Annotated in this window: 16 protein-coding genes; 4 read left to right on the forward strand and 12 right to left on the reverse strand. The window is 59.7% G+C overall.

Annotated elements, in window-relative coordinates:
• Nucleotides 1-21: 21 nt before the first annotated feature.
• The 3 genes from K6U75_08145 to gap all read right to left on the reverse strand — a co-directional run bounded on the left by K6U75_08145 (nucleotide 22) and on the right by gap (nucleotide 5,006).
• Nucleotides 22-2,472 (reverse strand): sodium-translocating pyrophosphatase, encoded by a 2,451-nt coding sequence (locus tag K6U75_08145; GenBank protein ID MCL6475006.1) that lies wholly within the window; start codon nucleotides 2,470-2,472, stop codon nucleotides 22-24.
• Between the two features lie 260 nt (nucleotides 2,473-2,732).
• On the reverse strand, nucleotides 2,733-3,929 hold the full coding sequence (locus K6U75_08150; GenBank protein MCL6475007.1) for a phosphoglycerate kinase: 1,197 nt from the start codon (nucleotides 3,927-3,929) through the stop codon (nucleotides 2,733-2,735).
• Between the two features lie 63 nt (nucleotides 3,930-3,992).
• Complete coding sequence (gap, locus tag K6U75_08155) at nucleotides 3,993-5,006, reverse strand: type I glyceraldehyde-3-phosphate dehydrogenase (GenBank protein ID MCL6475008.1); 1,014 nt, start codon at nucleotides 5,004-5,006, stop codon at nucleotides 3,993-3,995.
• 375 nt (nucleotides 5,007-5,381) lie between these two features.
• On the opposite strand from gap, the gene K6U75_08160 reads away from it, so the two are divergent.
• The 4 genes from K6U75_08160 to K6U75_08175 all read left to right on the forward strand — a co-directional run bounded on the left by K6U75_08160 (nucleotide 5,382) and on the right by K6U75_08175 (nucleotide 8,484).
• Nucleotides 5,382-5,924: an HNH endonuclease gene (locus K6U75_08160; GenBank protein ID MCL6475009.1), complete on the forward strand. Its 543-nt coding sequence runs from the start codon at nucleotides 5,382-5,384 to the stop codon at nucleotides 5,922-5,924.
• Nucleotides 5,925-6,340: 416 nt separating this feature from the next.
• Nucleotides 6,341-7,123 carry an imidazole glycerol phosphate synthase subunit HisF gene (hisF, locus tag K6U75_08165; GenBank protein ID MCL6475010.1) on the forward strand — a complete coding sequence of 261 codons (783 nt, stop codon included), beginning with the start codon at nucleotides 6,341-6,343 and terminating at the stop codon, nucleotides 7,121-7,123.
• 34 nt (nucleotides 7,124-7,157) lie between these two features.
• Nucleotides 7,158-7,769, forward strand: a complete 612-nt coding sequence (locus K6U75_08170; GenBank protein MCL6475011.1) for a hypothetical protein — start codon at nucleotides 7,158-7,160, stop codon at nucleotides 7,767-7,769.
• 109 nt (nucleotides 7,770-7,878) lie between these two features.
• Nucleotides 7,879-8,484, forward strand: coding sequence for a hypothetical protein (locus tag K6U75_08175; GenBank protein ID MCL6475012.1), 606 nt, complete (start codon nucleotides 7,879-7,881; stop codon nucleotides 8,482-8,484).
• 71 nt (nucleotides 8,485-8,555) lie between these two features.
• On the opposite strand, the gene K6U75_08180 is transcribed toward K6U75_08175, so the two are convergent.
• From K6U75_08180 to K6U75_08220, 9 genes are all read right to left on the reverse strand, one after another.
• Nucleotides 8,556-10,241: a nucleoside-triphosphatase gene (locus K6U75_08180; protein MCL6475013.1), complete on the reverse strand. Its 1,686-nt coding sequence runs from the start codon at nucleotides 10,239-10,241 to the stop codon at nucleotides 8,556-8,558.
• A gap of 193 nt (nucleotides 10,242-10,434) precedes the next feature.
• On the reverse strand, nucleotides 10,435-10,821 hold the full coding sequence (locus tag K6U75_08185; GenBank protein MCL6475014.1) for a DUF5666 domain-containing protein: 387 nt from the start codon (nucleotides 10,819-10,821) through the stop codon (nucleotides 10,435-10,437).
• Between the two features lie 111 nt (nucleotides 10,822-10,932).
• Nucleotides 10,933-11,922: a hypothetical protein gene (locus K6U75_08190; GenBank protein MCL6475015.1), complete on the reverse strand. Its 990-nt coding sequence runs from the start codon at nucleotides 11,920-11,922 to the stop codon at nucleotides 10,933-10,935.
• Complete coding sequence (locus tag K6U75_08195; protein MCL6475016.1) at nucleotides 11,922-12,404, reverse strand: zf-HC2 domain-containing protein; 483 nt, start codon at nucleotides 12,402-12,404, stop codon at nucleotides 11,922-11,924. Before K6U75_08195 ends, K6U75_08190 begins: the two co-directional genes overlap by 1 nt.
• A gap of 10 nt (nucleotides 12,405-12,414) precedes the next feature.
• Nucleotides 12,415-12,996 carry a sigma-70 family RNA polymerase sigma factor gene (locus K6U75_08200; GenBank protein ID MCL6475017.1) on the reverse strand — a complete coding sequence of 194 codons (582 nt, stop codon included), beginning with the start codon at nucleotides 12,994-12,996 and terminating at the stop codon, nucleotides 12,415-12,417.
• Between the two features lie 134 nt (nucleotides 12,997-13,130).
• Complete coding sequence (locus tag K6U75_08205) at nucleotides 13,131-15,590, reverse strand: glycoside hydrolase family 127 protein (protein ID MCL6475018.1); 2,460 nt, start codon at nucleotides 15,588-15,590, stop codon at nucleotides 13,131-13,133.
• Nucleotides 15,591-15,681: 91 nt separating this feature from the next.
• Nucleotides 15,682-16,437 (reverse strand): hypothetical protein, encoded by a 756-nt coding sequence (locus tag K6U75_08210; protein ID MCL6475019.1) that lies wholly within the window; start codon nucleotides 16,435-16,437, stop codon nucleotides 15,682-15,684.
• A 155-nt stretch (nucleotides 16,438-16,592) separates the two neighbouring features.
• Entirely contained in the window at nucleotides 16,593-16,775 is a 183-nt protein-coding gene (locus K6U75_08215; GenBank protein MCL6475020.1) for a hypothetical protein, read from the reverse strand.
• Nucleotides 16,757-19,810 carry a hypothetical protein gene (locus K6U75_08220; protein MCL6475021.1) on the reverse strand — a complete coding sequence of 1,018 codons (3,054 nt, stop codon included), beginning with the start codon at nucleotides 19,808-19,810 and terminating at the stop codon, nucleotides 16,757-16,759. The genes K6U75_08215 and K6U75_08220 overlap by 19 nt, the downstream gene beginning before the upstream one ends.
• Between the last annotated feature and the right edge of the window lie 210 nt (nucleotides 19,811-20,020).

Below are 20,020 nucleotides of genomic sequence, written 5' to 3' on the forward strand. Positions count from 1 at the left end.
CGCCCTTTGCAGCGGATTGCTTTATCCGTCTTTGCCCGGTGTAGGAACAGGAGCTGTTACCGCTGCTGCCTCTACCTGCTCCACGATAGAGCCTCGCTTGCTCCAGTAGACCGCGAACGCCAGCGCACCCACAGCCACTAGCACAATCGCCGCGCGTATCCAGGGAGCGATGGGCTGGATGACCACCGGTGCAATCAGGATGCCCACGAGGTTCATGACCTTAATGAGCGGGTTCAGCGCGGGACCGGCGGTATCCTTGAACGGGTCGCCAACGGTATCGCAGATGACCCCCGCCTTGTGATACTCGGTGCCTTTGCCGCCGAACAGGCCATCTTCGATCTTCTTCTTGGCGTTGTCCCACGCACCGCCAGAGTTCGCCAGCATCACCGCCATCAGCTGTCCCGTAAGGATTGCACCCGCGAGATAACCCCCCAGCGCCTGTGCGCCCTTAATCGGGTCGCTGAAGCCCATGCCAAAGCCCACCAGCACCGGCAGAGCGATTGCCAGCACGCCAGGGCCGAGCAGCTCCTTCTGGGCGGCGGCGGTCACGATAGCCACGCTGCGTCCGTAGTCGGGTTTTTCGGTACCCGCCATGATGCCCGGTCGCTCGCGGAACTGCCGGCGCACCTCTTCGATCAGCTCAAAGGCGGCACGTCCCACCGCTTTGATGGAGAACGCCGAGAACAGGAACGGCGCCGCGCCACCAATCAACAAGCCGATGAAGATTTCCGGCAGGTCGATGGGCAATCCCGGCAGTGTGTTTCGAGTCATCACAGGGTCATACAGGCGGGCATCTTCCACAAACGAGTGGAACAAAGCGACCGCTGCCACCACTGCGGTCGCGATGGCGAAGCCTTTGGTCAACGCTTTGGTGGTGTTGCCCACCGAGTCCAGACGGTGCACGATGCGGTCACCGCTCAACTTTCCGGGCACCACCTTCTGCTCCTTCAGCGCGCCGGACATCTCGAAGATGCCGTTGGCGTTGTCGGCGATGGGACCGAAGGTGTCCATTGCCAGAATGAAGCCCGTGGTCGCCAGCAGTCCCAAACCGGTCAGCGCGATACCGTAGAAGGACAGTATCGTGCCGCCAAACAGCGCCGGCGGGAAGATGAACAGCGGCAACAACAGCGCGATCACGATCGCGCCCACTGCCCACACGCTACTCTCCAGACCGGTGGCAAAGCCTTCGATAATCATGGTGGCGGGACCGGTCTTGGACGAGTAGGCGATTTCGGTGACGGGTTTCTTCTGGGTGGAGGTGAAGTACTCGGTGAGGCGTTCGATGAGTAGCGCCATCACCAGACCGGCGGCGTTGGCGAGGAAGAATCGCCACCATTCCACCTGTCTGCCGCCCAGCTCTGGCTTGAGGGCGATATCGTTCATCAGGAAGTAGCTGACCACCGCGAAGCCTGCCAGCGCGACCCACCACGAGATATTGAAGCCCACGTTGATCGGGCGCATCGGGTCGAGGTCCTCGCGGTCTTCGCCACGCACGCCCAGCACGCCAATGATGGAGGCGATAACGCCTACCGCACGCACCAGCAGGGCGTAGACAATGAGCTTCAGCACAGACGGACCGGTCAGTACGCTGGCGGTCGCCGCGCCCAGGATAATCGCCGCCACGAGGGTGACCTCGTAGGACTCAAACACGTCCGCTGCCATACCTGCGCAGTCACCCACGTTGTCGCCCACGTTGTCGGCGATGGTGGCGGGGTTGCGCGGGTCGTCTTCGGGGATGCCGGCTTCTACCTTACCCACCAGGTCTGCACCCACGTCGGCGGCTTTGGTGTAGATACCACCGCCCACGCGCATGAACAGTGCGGCAAGGCTCCCCCCAAACCCGAAGCCCACCAGCACTTTCATCGCATCTTCCTTAAACAGCAGGAAGATGATAATCGCGCCCAGCAATCCCAGACCGACGGTCGCCATGCCGGAAACCGCGCCTGCACGGAAGGCGGTCTCCAGCGCGCCTTTGAAGGTGGTCAACGCCTGATTGGCGGTGCGCATGTTGCCCTTCACCGCCATGTCCATCCCCACCACGCCCGCGAAGTATGACGCGGCAACGCCCATAAAGAAGGCTATCGCCACACCGACGGCAAGGATGGGCTTGTCGGAGTAGACAGGCGTGTACAGCAGCCACAAGCCCACCGTGATGAGCAGCACGAACCAGATCATGGTCTTCGCCTGCCGCTTCAGGTAAGCATACGCACCGTCCTGAATGGCGCGTCCGACCTCCTGCATTCTCTCGTTGCCAGGGCTTTGCTTCAGCGTCCACGCGCGCAGCCACAAGCCGAAGCCAATCGCCAGCAAGGCGAACAGCAGCACTACCCACAGCACCAAACGCTCGGTTGGCCCGAAGGGGGGAAGGTCGATGGCTTCAGCGGCATGTGCTCGTGAGACGGTCAGCAACGCGAACAGCGCAGACGCAAACAGAGCAGCATTCTTGCGTCCCGCTCGTATTGTCAAATGCATCGCTGCCTCCTATCCTCCTGTATTCTTAACGAAGTGATACCGTGTTGGGAAGAGAGTGAGTTTGTGACTGCGGTGCCAGAGCAAACTCACCATGTTATTATATGCCCAGATTTGCCCGATGTCAAGCAGAGCATGGGGGTGGTCAATCAGCCATTCACCTTCTGGAGAGCGAAGCTCCCACCGAGCCGTAAACTCATCCCCGCCCGCGGGGGGTTCGGCTCACCGGAAGCTTCGCCCTCGGGGTTTTGTGCACACGGACGCTACTTATCCTGCAGCGCCGCTACGCCGGGCAGAACCCTGCCCTCCAGGAACTCCAGCGACGCACCACCGCCGGTGGAGATATGCGTCATTTTATCGGCAAAGCCCAGCTGCTCCACTGCCGCGGCGGAATCGCCGCCGCCCACAATGGTTACCGCGCCGGAATCCGCCAGGGCCTGCGCCATCGCTCGCGTTCCGACGGCAAACTTCTCGAACTCGAAGATGCCCATCGGTCCGTTCCACACGACCGTTCCTGCCCCTTTCACCGCCTCGGCGAAGCGCTTCTGGGTCTCGGGACCGATGTCCACGCCCTGCCAGTCGGCTGGGATGGCGTCTACCGACACCACCTTCGTTTGCACGGCATCGGGTCCCTTCTCAAAGGGGTTGCCGTCGGCGACCACCACGTCCACGGGCAGCAGGATTTTATCGCCCGCCTTCGCCAGCATCTCGCGGCAGAAGTCCAGCGAGTCGGCGTCCAGCAGCGACTGCCCGATTTCTTTGCCCTGCGCCTTCAGGAAGGTGTATGCCATCCCGCCACCGATGATGAGTTTGTCCACTTTGTTCACCAGGTTCTCGATGACGGGGATTTTATCTTTCACCTTCGCGCCGCCCAGCACCGCGATGAAGGGGCGTTTGGGATTCGCCAGTGCGCCGCCCAGATATTCGATCTCTTTTTGCATCAGGTAGCCTGCGACGCCGGGCAGATATTGGGTGACCCCTTCCGTGGAGGCGTGGGCGCGGTGTGCGGTACCGAAAGCGTCGTTGACGTACACCTCTGCCAGCGAAGCCAGCTGTTTGGCAAACTCGGGGTCGTTCTTCTCTTCCTCGGGATGGAAGCGCACGTTCTCCAGCAGCAGAACATCGCCATCCTCCATCGCCTGCACCATCTTCTCTACTTCCGGTCCCACGCAATCAGGGGCGAGGGTCACGTGCTTGCCCAGCAGCTCGCTCAATCGCTCGGCGACGGGCTTCAGGGTGAACTTCTCCCTGTCTTCAGGTTTACCTTTGGGGCGCCCCAGATGCGAGACAAGGATGACCTTCGCGCCCTGGTTCATCAGGTACTGGATAGTGGGCAGTGCCGCGCGGATACGCCGGTCATCGGTGATTTTTCCCGTTTCATCCTGTGGCACGTTGAAATCCACGCGCACCAGCACGCGCTTGCCTTTGACGTCGATATCTTCAATGGTCTTCTTGTTCATGGTTGCACCTCCCGTGCTTGACATCAAAAAGGGCGGGTTTACCCCGCCCTGTCTGTGGGGTGGTTACAGCCCTTTCTGCACCATGTAGTCAATCAGGTCGGCGACGCGCACCGAGTATGCCCACTCGTTGTCGTACCAGGCGAGTACCTTTGCCATGTTACCGCCCAGCACCATGGTGGAGGGGGCGTCTACGATCGACGAGTGGTCGTCGCCAATAAAGTCGCTGGAGACGACGGGGTCGTCCACCACTTTCAGCACACCCTTCATGCGCCCGTTCGCCGCCGCTCGCAGGGCGTCGTTGATCTCGGTTTCGGTAGCTTCCTTGCTCAACTGCACCGCAAGGTCTACCACCGACACGGTCGCGACGGGTACACGCAGCGCGATACCGTGCATCTTACCCTTCAATTCGGGCACGACCAGGTGGATGGCTTTCGCTGCGCCGGTAGAGGTGGGGATAATATTCATCGCCGCGGCACGGGCGCGTCGCAGGTCCTTATGCGCCTGGTCGGCGACACGCTGGTCGTTCGTGTAGGCGTGCACGGTGGTCATTAAGCCTTTCTCCACGCCGAAGCTATCCTGCAGCACCCGCATCACCGGTGCGAGGCAGTTGGTGGTGCAGGATGCGTTGGAGACAATGTGGTGATTGGCAGGGTCATACATCTCGTGGTTGACGCCCATCACGATGGTCACATCCTCGTTCTTGGCGGGCGCGGTGATGATGACCTTCTTCACCGTGTCGCGCAGGTGCGCCCTGGCTTTCTCCGCATCGGTGAACAAGCCGGTGCTCTCCACCACAATTTGCGCACCCACTTCGCCCCACGGAATGGTCGCGGGGTCTTTGATAGCGAAGCTGCGGATAGCTTTGCCATCAACGTAGATGTTCTCGTCGTCCGCTGTGACCTCGTTGGGAAGCGTTCGGTAGTTGGTATCGTATTTCAGCAGGTGGGCGTTGGTGCGGGCGTCCACAATGTCGTTGATGGCAACCACTTCGATATCGTTGGGGTACTTCGCCAGTATCGCGCGCAGAACCAGTCGTCCGATGCGCCCGAAGCCGTTAATTCCGACTTTAACCGCCATGACTCTCCTCCTTCTTGGTGCAAGATTCGCGACGAACCGCCGTGCCTGTCTCGTAGCGATTCGTACATTTCCTGTTACATGGTATCAGAGAAACCCCTCTTCGTCAAGGGTTCTCTTGACAAGAACGCCAGATTGTGGCTATAATACAATTGCATTACTTGGGTGAGGTAAAGTGATACCATTTGGACGATATAATGTTAACCTTAGATTAGCCACCGGGCGATGGCATTACTGGGGGATTGCGGTGCAACAGGATAAGCACTGGCGTCATCATCGCTTCGGACACGTGATGCGTATCCGATACAGCTAATCGCGCAAGCCCGCTGCCGTGTCCGCAGCGGGTTTTTTCGTTACCGTAGTAACAGGGAAACAATCATGTGGGAGACGGACAGACAGGTTCTGGTACTGAACAATGACTACGAGCCGCTGAATGTGTGCAACGTGCGGCGCGCGCTGGTGCTCGTGCTGCTGGGCAAAGCAGAGGTGCTGCACGTGGATGGCGTTCGTCTGCGCACCGTGGACAGAGTGATTCAGGTGCCGTCGGTGGTGAAGCTGCGCTATCACGTCAAGCGCCCCCTGCCTGAACTCAAGCTCACGCGGCGCACCATCTTCGCCCGCGACGACTACACCTGCCAGTACTGCGGCTACCGCGGCAAAGATTTGACGGTAGACCACGTGGTGCCCAAGCGCCTGGGCGGTAGCGACGACTGGGAAAACCTGGTGACCTGTTGCCGTAAGTGCAACCTGAAAAAGGGAGATAAACCCCTGCATCAGACGGGCATGACGCTGTTGCGCCAGCCCCGCCGCCCACGCTACGTGCCCTACATCAGCCTGAGTAAGTATATCGAGGGCGCAAAGAACGAGGTGTGGCGCAACTACCTGCCTTTCTTCAGCGACGTGACCCCTTCACAGGACTGACCTCGGCAAGGGGGTCGGTCCCTCGGCACCTCTTCTGCTAAATCGTCCAGCACCAGTACGCAAACGGCATCTACTTGTTTCAACCGTACTTCGTTGGTGAGGAACGCATCGCACCGATGTGTAGCATGGTTAACGTCACCATCTGGCATCACCCGCATCCTTATACCGCATTTCCGCAGAGGGTGTTCGAAATGGGTGGTTAGAATGAACAGATCACCTAACCACCTTGCCCTCTTCCCTGCGAGGAAAGGGGGGAACGCCCCTCTCCTCGTAGGAGAGGGGGTGAGGTAAAGCAAGACCGCCTCTCTCCTTGCGCTGCAACCAACTTCTCAACAATTCCCGAACACTCTCATTTCCGCATGACATCCTCCTCTAAAAGCGGTACAATAGAGGTGGTATCACCTGAGGGGTCAACAATGCTGGTCAAACGCATTATTCCCTGCCTGGATGTGAAAGACGGCAGGGTGGTAAAGGGTGTCAACTTTGTGAACCTGCGCGATGCGGGCGACCCGGTGGAGCTGGGTGCACTGTATGACGCGCAGGGTGCAGATGAGCTGGTTTTTCTGGACATCACCGCCAGCCACGAACAGCGCGACATCGTGGCGGAGATGGCGGCACGGGTGGCGGAACAGGTTTTCATCCCCTTTACCGTAGGAGGGGGCATTCGCACTGTAGAAGATTTTCGGCGTATCCTGAAGGCGGGCGCGGACAAAATCAGCATCAACACCGCTGCGGTGCAGAACCCTGACCTTATCCGCGAGGCATCGGAGCGGTTCGGCAGCCAGTGCGTGGTGGTCGCTATAGACCCGCGACGGGTGGGAACCAAATCAGATGGCACACCGTACTGGGAAGTATACACACACGGCGGCCGCAAACCAACGGGACTGGACGCCATCGAGTGGGCTCAGCGGGTGGAGCAGCTGGGGGCAGGTGAAATCCTGCTGACCAGCATGGACCGCGACGGCACGCAGATCGGCTATGACATCGAGCTGACGCGGGCGGTAGCTCAGGCGGTGAGCATTCCCGTAATCGCTTCCGGCGGGGCGGGCAAGCCCGAGCACCTGTACGATGCGCTGACAGAGGGACTGGCGGATGCCGCGCTGGTCGCCAGCATTGTGCATGATGGGCACTATACGGTTGCGGAACTCAAAACCTACCTACATGAGCGAGGTGTGCCGGTGAGGCTCGCGCAAATATGAACCAACCGACAGAACGAAGAAAGGAACCAGAGGCATGTTCCGTGCTTTACCATCGCTGCGATTTGTCATACCGGTTATCCTGCTGATTGCGCTGTGGTATGTCGGCAGTCACTTTTTCACGCAGTGGCAGCTGCAGCGCATTGAAGAATCCCCGCTACAGCGGTCTCGCGTGATGTTCATCGCCCTGCCCGATAATTTAACCGCCATCGTGGCGAATAAAACCGTTTACGTGTATCGCAAGGAGGATGTGCAGGCGAAGTCCTTCGCGGCAGGCGAGGAACCCGCCATCCGCCCAGGCGCTAGAGCGATTATGGTGGAGCAACTGCTCGATCGCGCCCCTATCGTGCTTACCGAAGCGCAGTTTGCACCGGGCGCGGAGCTGCGTACCTTGCCTGCTCCGCCACCTCTTACGGGCGACTACGGTATTGTCAAAGTACGTCTGACCGAAGAGGGGCGGCGCAGGCTGTGGAAGTTTTCCGCAAAGAACGTGGGGCGCACGCTGGTCATTGCCGTTGACGACCGATATGTGGCACGGGTGCAGATCGAAAGCCCGCTGAATGTGACCGAGTTCGAGATACAGCCGATATGGCATGTGGAAAGCGCGCGCCTGCTGCAGGAATCGCTCAATGCGCCGAGGGGGCAGTGATGGTGTGGCTGGCTCTGCTGGCAGCGGTCTTATGGGGCACCTCGCCCATTCTGGAGAAGCGCGTTTCCCGTATGATGCGGCTAAGCAGCCATGAGTAAGCAGACCGATAGTGTGCCGAAAAGCAGACACCGTATCGGGTGCGTATGACAGGACGCCCATGTGGAAAGCGTTGCAGTCCCCACACCTCGTCCGTATGTGTGTGCAGACCATCGGTATATCTGCTGCCACGCTCTGGTTACTCTCGGCGTGCAGCAGCGGTCATCACCGGGCGAGTCTCCCGTCAGGGGAACATCTGCTGTTCTCTTTCGAGCGCAGGACGATGTTGCCAATGGTCGGTGGCACTGCGCCACGCTCGATTGTTGCGGAATACGCCACTGAGGGAAAACATTCGCTGCGCCTGAAGCTTTCCCCACGCCACGAGACAGTCATTCTGGACACTGGCGGTTTCCCGATGGACTGGCGTGGGTGGCGGACGCTGAAGCTGGATGTGTTCCGAAAAGGCTCACCCATCGCCGTCAACCTGCGCCTTACCGATGTGCATCAAAAACGCTACTGGATATGGAACACGCGGATACCACCCGGCGCCAACACCCTGAAGTACGACCTTTCCTCCATTAAGGGACAGATAGACCTGTCGGCGGTCACCGAGCTCATGTGGTATGCCGAACAGCCTTCGGGTGAAATCTACATGGATGCCATCCGCTTGAGCAGGTAGCCGTCTCAGTCCCGACAAAGGAGTGGCGATTCATCTTCGCCCTGTTACAGCGGGCGGATTCGGGTGCCTGCCTATCCTGTTCCAGAGATTCGGTTCCAGAGGTCTTCGACTCCCGCCTCTGCAGCGCGGACTACTTCGGTGTGAACGAGCAAAGGATACCGTTTGCGCACCTCTTCCACCAGCTCCGGGCGCACCACCCATACCATGACGCCGAACACGTCCGCAAGTAGACGATCGAGGACGGGCGCCCATCCATCGCCCTGCAACTCCAGCGGTCCCACCTCGTCCACAATCAGCAGCTGTACGTTCGCCTCCTTCGCCGATTCCAGAGCCTGTCGCCCGAAGGCGATGCCGTCGGGTTCAAAAGCGAAAGCTCCCGCTCGAATGGTGCCCACCTGTTCTGACCGCCGCGCCAGCACATGTTCCTCTCCCGACTGCAGGTCTTTGACCAGGAAGAGATCGCGTTCTCCGCTGTTGCCGTAACAGGGCGAGACGATGCCACCCACCTTCCACCCTGCACGACGTGCGCGTTCTGCCAGAGCAAGGCAGAGGGTCGTTTTGCCCTCGCCTCTGCCTCCAGTCAGTATCAACCGTCGGCGTGCCGAGAGGCGTTCCTGCCACCTGTCGACAAGCCGAAAAAGGCGCGCCATCGTCTGTACCGGCCCCCTCAGAACATCCTTCAGATTGGGGATACTCGCGAGGAAGTCGGGCAGGGCACAGACAGCGGATTGGATGGCTGTGTGCAACACTGCCAGACGCCCCCTCGAGAGCTGGCGCAGGATGCGTGGATGCGCGACCTCCACGCCGATGGCTGTAAACAGAAGCACCATCAGCGCCGCCCGCAAAGCCATCCGTACGCCTGCCAGCAGTCCCCCTGCCGTGTCTCCACTTACCGAACCCAACACCAGCCCGGAGAGCAATGCCAGCAGTAGTATCTCCGCCCATAGACGGGGATTGTGGAGCCGTTTTGCCAGCTGGCGGTAGCGTACGAGTATGGCAATAGCCACCACAGCGACCGCCGGCGCGCTCAGGGAAAGCGGAGCCGAGCCCACCAGCCACAAACCGGCAGGTAAAAGCATTAACCAAACAGCCAGTAACGGAAGGGAGCGGTTGAACTCCACACCGCCTTGCTGAACCATGCGCTGCCTGTTAACTGCCCGGTCAACATCCTCCGCACTGGTGGCATACGTGTCCCGAACACGCCTGCCCACATACCAGCCGGTAAGCCCTGCCGTTATCCCCAATACGCTTTGTAGAGATACCAGCACAAGGAGTACGCCACCCGGTTGCAAACCCTGCCAGCCTGTTCGCTGAGAGGCGAACTGCACCAGCTCCGTGAACACACGCATCAGGTCGATGCCGTAGATGATGGTCAACGAAACCAGCTTCTGCAGGAGTGTGTAGCTCACCGCCAGCGCGCCTCCTGCGGCGCAACCCAGCCAACCTCGCCCCAGAAGGCGCAGAGACACCTGCAGGATAACCCCTTCGACAAAGATGCCAATCATCGGGCTGAGCAGAACCGCGCTGGGGGATACCGACTTCATCAGTGCGCACACCAGCGCCGTGCGCCAGATAAGACCTTTGTCTGTCCACACCTGTGCAGCGGCGGTAATCAGGAAGACGCTTGCCGTCGCCATCACGGTACCCGCGAAGGGCACACGCAGATTGTGCAGGAAACTTCCCACCACAATCTCGAACGCCGCCCACAGGCTGCCCAGCGCAGCGGCGCGGTTCCACGTCTGGACTGATTGTGGCAAGGAATGGATGCTCCTGAAGGCTTCACAGGCGGTAGTCACGGTTTGTTTTCCCCTGGCATCGGCTCTTATCGGGAGAATATTCCTTGCGAGGCTAGAGAAAACCTGCCCTGAAGGTGGACGGAAGCGATAAAAAGGCTCATAGCAGAAAAGCCGCCCGATAGGGCGGCTTCCTCGACGTTGTGTTAGCGACCTGCTACCTTCTTGCCGGATGTGCCCCGCCAATCTGTACGGTTTGTGCGTAAAGCACACTGTCTTCTACGATGCCGGATACGGTGACCGCAGCGCCAACCCACAGTTCATCTGGAGAAGCAGCACGCTTACCGCGCGTCCACTGCGTATGCTCGTCCCAGACGACGGTGACGGTCAGCCCTTTGAGGTCGCAATTACGCACGCGGCGCACCTGCATCACGAAGCTGTCCTCCCCGATGCTTACCACCTTGCCTTCCACAATCGCCACGTTCTGCGCTGCGGCGCTCCATGACCTCGCGTGTTGCGGGGCAATGGGTGCCATCAGGGAAGGCAGAATGGATAGCCCCAACAACAGTACCGTACTGAGAATCAACATCCTGACGGTTTTCATCACCGAACCTCCTCCATAAAGTGTATCTATAAGATAAGAAGATGCAAAGGAAGGGAAGATTCCCGGTATTTCAGGTGGTATTGTGGAAAATGGATGAGAACTGGCGTGAGACTATCTCAGGCTATCGATGACCTTCTGCAGCTCGTTCTCGGGCAGGTCACCGACGACGATGAAGCGGATACCACCGACCTCTTTGACCAGCACGTTGCCTTCGTTGCTGGTGAAAAACTCGCAGTTACCGCGTCTGCCCATGCGCCGCCCCCACTGGAAGCCTCGTCCGCGACCGGGCGGGCAGCGGTGTTCAAAGATGGAGATACTGTTTAAGCCATCGACATAACGGATGTGCGCCGATGGCTGTGCGTTCGGACGTACTACCAGATGAAAGCCGTCCAGCACGAAGCCCGGCGGAACGTAGCCCGGCTCGCGGATGGTGAAGCCAAGTCTACGGGAGAGGTCTTCTTTCTGCCAGTGTCGCTCCGTCTGCACCGGGGCGGCTACCTGCCGCCAGCCCTCTGGTACAGTGAACAGGCTGTCCGGTGGGGAGGCTTTCCAGTCCACCGATGAGTAGAACGAACGCGACACCAGCTTGCCGCCGGAGTTGTACTGCTCGGTGCGAAGCACCACGCCTGTCGCGCGGTCGATCCACAGCTTGCGCGTGGGACCGCTTCCCTGCCGGGGCGTGAGGGTGATCACGTCTGTTTGCCGTCCGAGCAACTGCTCCTGCCCAGCAAGCTCCGCCCGATAGTTTTTCAGCACAAGGTCTACCGTAGCAGGCGAGCGGTGCACGGTCTCTACCGTTGCCGTACGGGTGGTGGGGTCGAGGCGTATCAGCGTATCGCCCTTATCGATAAGCACCAGTCCACGCATTTCGGGCGAGCGATACTCGTAGCGCGTCATGCCCGCTTTTCGGTAGACGACCACCTCCGAGCTGATTTCGGTTGCCTGAACGGTACTGGTGGTACGCATGACCCCACTCAGCGTGACCCTGCTTTCTGCCTGATATGCCGCCCTCACGCGCTGTGCCGGGTCGGGCTTCTGGGCGAACGCCACGCCCATCGTTGCCGCAAAGAGAACGGCTATTTTCAGCCAGCGGTTCAGCATCAGGGCACCTCCTGAGGCTGTGAGCGGCTGGCAAGCATCACGCCTAGAGCGGCTTTGTCACTCAGCGGGTCGCCCCAGGACATCATCTGGTGGGTGTGCATCAACTGCTCGGCGTTGTCGTGCTGGGGAGCATCTCCTTCTGGCGAGCGAGGCAGGCTGAAATAGGCTATCGCTACCAGCACCGCTGCTGCCGCTGCGCCACCTAAAGCCAAGCGAGGCACGGAAAACCATCGTTGCCAGAAGGGTATCTGTACCCTCTGGGGTTCCGCCTCTATACGCGCCCGGATGCTGTTCCAGAGATGCGCGGGCGGTTCCTCGGGTTCCACTGTTCTCAACACCCTGTCCACCCGTTCCAGCGCGCGCAGCTCCGCAGCACAGGAGGGGCATTGCGCCAGGTGTGCCTCAACCATTTGTTTCTCTCGCTCAGCCAGCAGCCCCACCGAGTAATCGGCTAATTTCGCTTTGATTTTTGTGCACTCCATGTTCATCGCCTCATTTCGCGTCCACCAGATAGCTCAGCTTGCGCCGTAGCGTCTCGCGCGCCCGCGCCAGTCGCGACAGCACCGTGTTTTTCGGCACCCCCAGTACCTGTGCCACTTCAGAGATGCCCATATCTTCCAGATAGTACATGGTCACCACCTCGCGGTGATTCTCGGGCAGAGAGCGCACTGCCTGCCATACCGCCTCCTGCATCGCCTCGGAGAGGGCAATCTGCTCCGGGTTCTCCGACCAGTCAGCCGCCTCCACTGGCTCTGTCTCTCCATCTTCATCATCGGTGAAGGTGCTCTCCAGAGAAACGGTAGTGAGCTGTTTGCGCTTTCTCCAGTCCAGCACCGCGTTGCGTGCGATGCGATGTAACCACACCCAGAAGGCTTCGTTCGCCTGCAGTTGCTTCAGCCCACTCCACGCGCGCAGGTAGACCTCCTGCATCAGGTCTTCGGCGTCCTCTGAGGTGGGTACCATCTGGCGGATATACTGATAGATGCGCCGGTGGGTGTGCTGATACAGATCGCCAAAGGCGTCTACGTCACCCGCTCTGGCGCGTTCCACCAGTTGATTGTCCCGTTCGAACATGGTACCCACCCATATCCCTTCTAAACGGATAAGACGAACCAGAAGGGGAGGAGATTCCCTCTCTTTCCCCCACCATGACGCCGAACGGCTCGGCGGAAACCTCACCACCAGTGAATATCGCCGAGAGAGTGCAGCTACTCGCCCACGCGCCACTCCAGAATGCCAGCAGAGTATCCTGCCCTGAGCTTGACCTCTAACCGCAACGCCGCAGCCACTACCGGCTCGAACTCGACGCGGTTGAAAGCGTCCTTACGTGTTTCTTCGCTGTGAGTGACCTTCACCGGATACCACTGCTGACCGTCGGACCACAGCACGCGCCACGACTCCGGAAGACGGCACTGTCCGCCAGCCGGCTCGTCGTCAAACCAGTAGACCTCACACCACGAGATGCGGCGCGGGCGGGCAAACACGTATTGCACCCACTCGGTGGTGCCCGTGTGGTCCCACCAGGTGAAGCGCGGGATGCTCCAATCTGCAGACGAAGAGGGCAAAAGCCCATCGTTCAGCGCGAGCACCGTGTCGGCGTGCCAGCAGTGCGAAGCCTCTGCAATGACCGTATTCGTCTCCTGCCAGACGTTGGCGTTCGGGCCCTCGCCTATCTGTGGGAAAGCCGACACACGCAATCGGGCACATCCCATGGGAATCAGGATGATGTCCTCCACAGGCTCGTCCGAGCGCACCGGTGATTCCTGTACCTCTCCAATCAGCCCGTTCGCCTCCAGACGCCACTGCGGGATGCGTTTGCCTTTCGCCCTGAGCAGGACGGGCGCGTTCTCTGGAGTGAAGGGTTGTGCGGCAACCTTGTCTGGCTTCCTGACGACCTCAAACGACATCTGCGGGTTGCTCAAGTCCACTATCAGCCCGTAGTTCCACGCGGTGGTGGGGAAAACTTCGTACGCGGGGAAGCGGTCGGTGCCCCCGTAGCGTTCCCATCGTTCGCCTATCCGCAGGGAGAAAGCCAGCGGGCCGAGGTAAACGGAGACAGTGTTACGGTTTTTGTCCCATACTTTAACAAATAGTGGCATAGTCAGGGTTAGCCTGACACGGTCACCGTCGCGCCATTCGCGCTGCAGGAGTATCCAGCCTTTCGCCGGTGAGGGTAGTCGCTGTGACTGTCCGTTCACCTCCACGCGTGGCGTTTCGCACCAGCCGGGCACGCGCAGGGTGAGTGGGAACCGCACCGATTTTGGCGTGCGGATGGTCAACTGCACCTCCTCTCCGAAGGGGTAATCGGTCTCTTCCACGATTTCCACCGTCGTGCCATCGGCAACTTTCGCCTCCACCCGGCAGGGCGCGTAAAAGACAGCTGCCAGCCCGTTGCCCGGCGTTGCCATCCACAGGTGCTCCGCGAAGTAGGGCCATCCGAACGCCACGTTATGCTGGCAACAGCGGTAGTCGTAGGGGTTATAGGAAAGCATGTCGCCGCCGTTTTGCAGCAGTGGCGCTTTGCTCTGACGGTCGAGTTGCACCATGTTGGGCGCGGTGAGGTAGTGCAGCCCCTTCAGGTCGGGCGTCATGGCAGCGGGCAGTGAGTTGAAGGCGACTTCCTCGCACCGGTCTGCCCACTTGCCGTCACCGGTGATGCGCGTGAGCAGCTGGTGGCTGTACATCATCTCCACCATCGAACAGGTCTCCGCCGCCTGCCGGGGACCGGTGAAGCCAGGGCGAGCGTTCTCATCCGCACCGAACATCCCGCCTGGCACCTGCCCATAGATGCCCATGACCGTATCGTACACGCGCTCGGTAGCCCGCAGGTAGCGAATATCACCGGTTTGCTGGTAGTACTGGGCGGGTTCGCGGAAGCCCTGGCAGATATTCACCCCGTGCCAGGTGGGGATGTCACCCACCCAATCCGCGGTGCGTTCATGGGTAACCCGCGCGGCGTCCAGCATCCACTTCTCCCCCGTGAGGTTGTACAGCCAGTGGATGGTGTCCAGGTTGTCGCCGCCGCGCACTTTCTGCCAGCTGCCGGGCAGGAACTTCTCCAGCGGCACGGTCATCTGCCAGCGGAAGTATTTGAGCATGAAGGGGATGACGCGCGGGTCGCCGGTGGCTTCGTAATGGGTGCGCAGCGCGTACAGCGCAATCATGTTCGGCCAGAGGTCCATCGCGGCGCGGTTGCTTTCTGGACCGAAGTAGCCGTCTTCGCGCTGGCTGGCGAGAATGGCGTCGATCCACCGTCTTGCTTCAGTGATTATGCGCTGGTCTCCCAGCACGTAGCCCAGTGAGGTAAACCCCTTGAGCCAGTAGGGGAGCTCCTCCCAGCCATTTTCACCTTGCCCCTGCGGGTTTGCCCACGCACTGCCCTCAAACCGGCACCATGAGCTGATTTCGGTCAAATGCCCGGTGAAGCCGTCCGCCATCAGTTCCAGTTGATGACGGAGCCAGCCCTCGGGTCGGATAGAGCCGGCAGGCAGTTTGATGAGCGGGCTGGGCAGCAGCGGCGCCCGGTTGCCCGCGTAATGACGGTTCGCCGGCGAGGTTGGAAGAGTGATGGTTATCTTCATCGTTGCATTCCTCTCCGCAGAGTATTGTTGTGCATCAACTACCGTTATCACCCATAGCGTAGCGACCAGAAGGGACGCTTGTTTCATTCCCACCCCCTGTTTTTTGTTGGAGTGATAGGATGACAGTTTATGTTTTGTGACACTTTAAATCCCCCCAACGTCTTTTCATCTGCCTCAATCACACCAGGAATCTGCTGCGCAGCTCGTAATGCTCCACACAGTTGAAGTAAAACTCTGCCACCAGCTCCACTGAGCGAAAGTAGAACTTGCTTGATATCGTGGCAAACGGCTCATGGCTGATGCGTTGTTCGAAAAGATGGCGTCGGTTCTCATGTGCCACCAGCACCAAACGAGTTTCGAATTCCTTGAGGGCGAACATCTTGAGCATCGAGCGTTCGAAATCTGTGGTGGTTTCTACCTCAAAAACATACTTTGGAAAGGGATGCGCAGTGCGCGAAAACCAGATGACATCACACCGCCCCACGCGCTCCTTCACATCTTGATAGGTGAAATCCGGCACCTGCCGCAGCACACACAGGTCACCAAGACGTTTACCATCGAACAGCCTGTTGACGTCAGGAGTGTAGGTGTTGTAATCCAGGTAGTTACCGATTTCAATCAACATACCCTCGATGGTAGCGTGCAGGTCAGGTCTGTTCCCGATATAGTCCCGATAAGAACGCTTATCGAGAGCGTACTGATAGGCAGAAGACGGCTCTGCTTTTTGGGCTTCTGGCAGCGCATATACTCCCAAACCCACTTTGACGAATCTGCCAGCCTTTGCTTCCCGATATAGAACACCTCGTAATGTTTTACGCCAGTCGCCGGAGGGCATCCGCTCTCGATGTAGCGGTGCGCGTTCATACAGATGCGTTAGGGAAGCTATCCCGTTATTCTCCCGCATGATTTGCTCGATGAGGTCACCCCATCTCATATCACGTATCCCAAAACCGAGTGAGTCCCTATCCAATGAGATTCTGTTTTCGGTGCAACAAACGTCCTTGCCTTCACGTTCATGTTAACCCTCCTGCCGCTTACAGAAGGGGCGGACGCCCTGCAAAGGAGCCTGTTGATAAAGGCATTCCGTCATCAGGTTCTGCCGTTGTCCGGTGAAGTCCCCACACACCTCCAGTCGCGTGCCTCTTCCTGCGCGCGAAGGATATGACGTCCGGCAATAACCAGATGCGCGTTCGTGTGTTCCAGCAGCAGCGCCGCAATCCACCTGCCGGTGCTGCCATAGCCTCCCAAAACGCCTATCTTCGGCGCAGCCATTGTACGCCGCTCAGGACTCCCGAAAGAGATTGCACCTGCACGGTCAGGTTCGCCCAGTCCCCCTTGCCGAAGTCGCCCCTGCCGATGAGCAGCGCAACCCAGCCGCCGTCCAGCGCGATGGTTTCGCCCGGTTTGACTTCCTGCTTGACATCCTGCCAAAGGTCGGGATGCTGTCCGCCGCCGGGGTCTTTCCAGAAGGTGCACTTCCACTTTTCCGACTCGAAGGGCATTGAACCGTAGAACAGCCCTGCCTGCGTATGGCTCCATGCACCCGCGTTCAGGTAATAATTGGGCACTCCGGCAGGCTGGTCATCCCTGCCGTCGCCGTGCAGCTGGCTCTGGGCATAGTGGTACACTGCCTCCACGCGCAGTGGAATTGCGCTCAGGTTCTGCAGGCGACGCATCCGCACCAGCAGCATCGGCTGCAGCAGGTCTTCACGCACCTCCATTTCCCATTCCACGCGGTAGCTTTGCGGACGTGCCTGCTGTGCCGCAAAAACCCCCGTCTGCTGGTTCACTTCGGTAATCGCGGAGCCATCGCGGTGGGTCAGCCAGCCGCGCAGGTAGTGTCCAAACGGTGTCCCCACCAGTTGCACCCCTTCGTGGCGATTGGGGGGTACCCATTGCATCTGCGACAGGCTCTGCTGCACCAGCACGGTGTAGCTGCCTATCCGCTGCCCCTGCCAGTAGATGGTGCGTATCGGTGCCCGCTCGTTTCCAAATAGCAGGTCAAAGTTTGGGGATTTCAGCTGGAAATCGGCAGCGATGGTGTAGTCCTGCGGACGGCGTTCCTGGCGTGCCGGCACAAACAGCACCAGCCCACTCCACGTCCTGCCCGGTGGCACGTTCTGCACATACAGCCATAGCCGTTGCCGGAAGAGCGGCTCGATGTGGAACCGCACCGCCTTGCCGTCCATGCTCACACACCGCCACTCGCCAGATTGTTGTTGCGCCATTGGATGTTCGGGCAGGTCGATCCCTATCCAGCCAGAGAACGGCTGTCGATTCGTATTCTGCAAATCCACCTGCCACGCCAGCGTAGCTTGTGAGGGAATGTTCCACCGCCGACGCGGGAATGCTGGCTTGCTAACTGGCGGTGGTTGCGGGCTTCGCGTGCGGTATCGCACGGATTCGGTGTGCATCGCGTATACCTTTGCCTGCAATTCTGTTGCAGTTTGTACGAGAATCTTATACGGTTCGCCCTGCTCGTTCACCAGCCCGTAGTTGCTGTCTTCGGGGAAGGTGCTGCTGATGCCCAGTGCAGGCTCATCCACCCACATGAAGAAGTTAGACCCCACCATAAACGGCAGGTGAAACACGGCAGACTGGAAAATGCGGAAGCACTCCGCCCGCTGTTGCTGCGTATCCACCCGCATACCCGCGCCGTGTTTGCAGGGAAGGCCACTGTCCAGCGCGGGGAAGCTCCATTCCGTAATCATCAGGGGGCGTCTGGACTGCCGATAGTATTCGCGCAGCCGTTCTTCCCAGTCCAGCACACACCCTGCACGCAGGTCGATGCGGGGATAGGTGTTGATGCTCACCACGTCGCAGTACTTCCCTGCGATGTCCAGAATGGGTGGCGCCTCCCCTGCGAAGCGGCAGCCCAGAACCAGATGGTTGGGGTCGTGCTTGCGGATGGCTTCCGCGCAGGTTCGGAAATAGAGCTCCGCCGCCAGACGGGTGAAGGCGATGCCGTCCTCCTCTGCCGCCTTTGTGCGGATGGTGGGTGGTTGCTCGCCGTGCGCGATGTCGTCGAAATCGCGGATGCGGGCATCCCATGCGCGGTTGAATGCCTGCACATCGCCCCGATAGCGGTCGCGCAGCAGCTGCGCCAGAGCCACGCGAGAGTCGTGCCCCCTTGCACGTTTCAACGCCTCGATGGCGATCCCCCACGGTTTGTAATCCTTGCCGAACCACTCCAGCTCGTTGTCCAGAAAATAGCCGATAAGCCAGGGGTCGTCTCGCAGGGGAGCGCAACGCTGGTAGGCTATCCAGTCACACCATTGCTGCCATCGCGGAGAGAATACGTTGGGAAACCCCGTCCAGTGAACCTGTTTCACCAAATCGTCAATAGCGGCAAAGCCCTGTCCCATGCCCAGAATGTTATCGATGTATGCCAGCCCCTGATGGCGGAGGTAGGACGAATGGTTCGCGGCAAGGATATTGAAGTTCCAGCTTTTCAGACGCTGCAGGGTTTCCTGTGCCCACGCCTGCTCGGAACCGTGTCGCCTCTTCATATTCTCATGGTAAGGGGCGTAACCCAGCTTCTCGCACCAGTGCACAAAGTAGCTGGTGTGGTCGGTACCGAGTGCGAAGAAGAGCCGCCCCTCGGGGTCAATGAACCACCAGACGCCGTCTATCTCCTCCACGCGGAAAAAGCCGGTAGCCTGGCGTACCTTCCTGCCCACGTGCGCCACCTTGTAGGCTGGTCGGGGCTTCTGTTCGGGACGTGGTGGCTCGGCAGGTACGGTGTTGCGCGTCTCTATTTGCGAGAAGGTGGCGTCGAAAGCGTTGCAGGTCAACCCCAGATAGCCCGCACGCACCGCCTTCGGATTATCCAGTGCCCATTCGTATGCCCAGCAGAGCGTATTTTGCGCGTCGTAGATTTCTCCGCGGATAGTTTGCGCGTTCCAAATCAGGCGCAGGCAGTACGGCTTTCCGTACTCCCAGCTCCAGTCGGGAAGGCTGAAGCTCTGCTTAACGGTGAGACGGGTAGCGGGTTCATTGCCCGCCAGCCAGGTGCCACCGTACAGCTCGTGCAATTCGGCGGTGTGGCGATACTGCAGGTTTTCGGGAGCTTCCACCAGATTCAGCCGCCAGTGGTGGCGGTCATCCTGCCACAGGGTGATGCCCACCGTTTTCCAGTAGGTCGGGTTAGTGACAGCGCGATGCACCACCACCGTCGCGTTCAGTTCGCCCGCCTGCGAGAAGCTGTCCTTCAGCAACAGCGCACCCTGGGGCATCTCCGCGCGCACCGTGCCGTCATCCTGCACCGTCCATCCAAACGGTATTATCTGCCACCGTGTTTGAGGCATCGCTGTGTCTCCTGTCCATGACGATGTGGTGTGACCTGATGCAGGGCGAGGCTCCCCTTGAGCCGTAAACTCGCCTCCCCGCCCGCAGGGAGGTAGGGTAGGGGCGCCTCACCAGAAGGTTCGCCCCCCAGCCAACGCACCAAGCACCTTTTCTGTGAGGGTGGCACATGCTCCTGCTAAGAACCTCTGCACAGAGGTTGCGATTCGCAC

The sequence above is a fragment of the Bacillota bacterium genome, assembly GCA_023511455.1.
Lineage (GTDB): Bacteria > Armatimonadota > HRBIN16 > HRBIN16 > HRBIN16 > HRBIN16.